The sequence below is a fragment of the Pseudomonas sp. 1152_12 genome, from assembly GCF_052850675.1.
On record NZ_VXCW01000057.1, the window covers coordinates 1 to 645 of the forward strand.

At 54.9% G+C, this 645-nt stretch carries 1 protein-coding gene; it reads left to right on the forward strand.

The genetic code is table 11. The annotated features are described in order from the left end of the window. The first annotated feature begins 301 nt into the window (after positions 1–301). Positions 302–478 (forward strand): hypothetical protein, encoded by a 177-nt coding sequence (locus FW764_RS28090; protein WP_446436723.1) that lies wholly within the window; start codon positions 302–304, stop codon positions 476–478. Positions 479–645 lie beyond the last annotated feature (167 nt).

Here is a 645-nt window from a genome sequence, read left to right on the forward strand (position 1 = left end):
CAGATTGATCATCCGCTGATGGCCGCGCCCTTTGACCAATTGCCGCCCGAGCAGCCAGTGCCTGAGTTGGACGAGTTGATGCAAGGCGTGCTCAAGCGCGCAAGGGAAGACTGGCCACAGTACGATGAAGTGCTGTCTTTGCCAGCATTGAAGAGTTGAATAGGTGCAAAAGGACCAGGGCAGGTTATTCCTGATGCAATCAGCCCACCTAAGTTCAGCCGGGTTGAAGACCTGTTTGGGCAGACATTTGAAAGTATCCCGCTGTCGCACCTTCCCAATTGGAAAACCGGTTCGCTTGTAAATGATGGGGGTGTTGGGCGAGCAACTGGCCCTTCAAACCCTCAACGGAAAAACCGGCCTCAATTTCAAGCCATTGCAGAACGGTAGCAACCACGGCTGTGAAGGCTGCGCGGTGGCGATCAATGGCGATACGATTACCGTGGTGGTGATGGATGCGAAGTCTTCGGTAATGGCGTGAATAAGGCCGGTACGCCGCACGGAGATCCGGCGACGAGGTTGAGAGGGTGGTTGGGTAATAGCTCAATTGCCGATTCGGACCCAGCGTTACGTGATGCTTTGCGAGCAGCGCTGCTTTCTGAAAACGTCAAAGTCCAAGGCGTGACCGTCAAAGTCGGTGTTCCTGCC